This window comes from Streptosporangium amethystogenes, from assembly GCF_000721075.1.
GTDB lineage: Bacteria > Actinomycetota > Actinomycetes > Streptosporangiales > Streptosporangiaceae > Streptosporangium > Streptosporangium amethystogenes.
On the sequence record NZ_JOEQ01000135.1, the window covers coordinates 1 to 733 of the forward strand.

General features: G+C 61.7%; 1 protein-coding gene. It reads left to right on the forward strand.

Going from position 1 to position 733, the window contains the following annotated elements; genetic code table 11:
* Window positions 1-709: hypothetical protein (locus tag IG98_RS0143960; RefSeq protein WP_030926567.1), on the forward strand; the 709-nt coding region annotated here is incomplete at its 5' end.
* Window positions 710-733 lie beyond the last annotated feature (24 nt).

Sequence of the window (733 nt, forward strand, 5' to 3'; positions counted from 1 at the left end):
CGTCGAGAACCGGGGGGTGAAGATGTCGATGGTCCGCACCGCCACGGAGCAGAAGAAGGAGAAGGATTACGTCTGGACTAAGGCCGTCGCCGAGTTCGGCAAGGGCAAGATCGTAGCCGTCGATATGGCACATGACTCCGACCGCGTAAAACGGATCGACCCCGTACGGCAGATCATCTTCGAGGGCCGCCAGTACATCCAAAACGACTACATACCTGACGGCAAAAGCTGGCTCCTCAACGAGAACAACGAGGTCCGGCCGGGATTGGACGCCGGCTGGATCAAGCTCGCCGATCCGGCCATGCTGAAGGCGGTGCTGGCCACCACCAAGGTCAAGCACCCCGTAGGTGTCTACGACGGCACTCGTACCACGCTCTACCAGGGCACGATGACCGTCGGTCAGCTCTCCAAGGCCTCTCACGGATTCCCTTTCGGACTCGTGGTGATGCTCACCGAAGAGGAAGCGAAGGCCAAGATGTCTTGGTGGCTCTGGCTCGGTGAGGACCAGCTGGTGCGCAGGGCCTGGGGTTCGTGGAGCCAGCCGTTTTCCAAGAACGGTGGTGTCCCTGTCTCGTTTGTCGTTGATGCTCGTCTGACCGGCTGGGGTGCCGAAACCGACATCGCCGCTCCTTTCGCCGATGATGTGTGGACGCCCTCGGACTGGTCGGTGCCTGAGACCTCCGTCCCCCTGAATCCGGCCGCCGGATAACGACCGCCGCTCCAAGCAGTCAAG